The sequence below is a fragment of the Pseudomonas sp. HMSC08G10 genome, assembly GCF_001808425.1.
Classification (GTDB): Bacteria; Pseudomonadota; Gammaproteobacteria; order Pseudomonadales; family Pseudomonadaceae; genus Aquipseudomonas; species Aquipseudomonas guariconensis.
Window position 1 is genome coordinate 50,711 of the sequence record NZ_KV793304.1, and the last position, 614, is coordinate 51,324.

Sequence of the window (614 nt, forward strand, 5' to 3'; positions counted from 1 at the left end):
GAGTACCTGAAGGAGAACGCCAGCGGCGACGGCACGAGCCTGGAGCAGCTTTCCAAGCGTTCCGTGGGCGAGTGCCTGGACACCGGGCGTGGCGGCTTCCTGGTGGACTTCCCGCCAGTTGAAGGCGTGTCCTCCATGGCCGACATGCAGGGGCGTCGGGCGCTGATCCACCATTACGGCGCGACCTCCATCATCGACTGGGAAGAGCAGGTTATTGATGGCGTGCTGCGCCTGGTCTACGTCTGCCTGCTCGAATGCGTGTCTGAGTTCAGTTCGGAAAACCTCGACCGCACCAAGGACACCCAGTACCGGGTTCTGCTGCTGATTGACGGCAAGTACGTCCAGCGCGTCTACGGGAAGGACGGCAAGACCTATACAGAAACCCAGCCGCTCGACAAGAACGGCCAGCCATTCGACCACATCCTGTTCAGCTTCTACGGGGCTGAGGATAACGACGCCAGCATCGACAAGTCGCCGCTGGAAGACCTGGCCGACGTAAACATCTTGCACTACGGCAACAGCGCCACGGTGGAGGAGAGCGGATTCATCAGCAGCCAGCCCACGCTGTTCATCACCACCGATATCAACGCGGACGATTTCGCCAAGCTGAACCC

1 pseudogene is annotated in these 614 nt (G+C 60.7%); it reads left to right on the forward strand.

Features of this window, described 5'->3' with window-relative positions:
- A pseudogene (locus tag HMPREF3173_RS10375) lies at nt 1-614 on the forward strand (DUF4055 domain-containing protein); the annotation flags it as partial.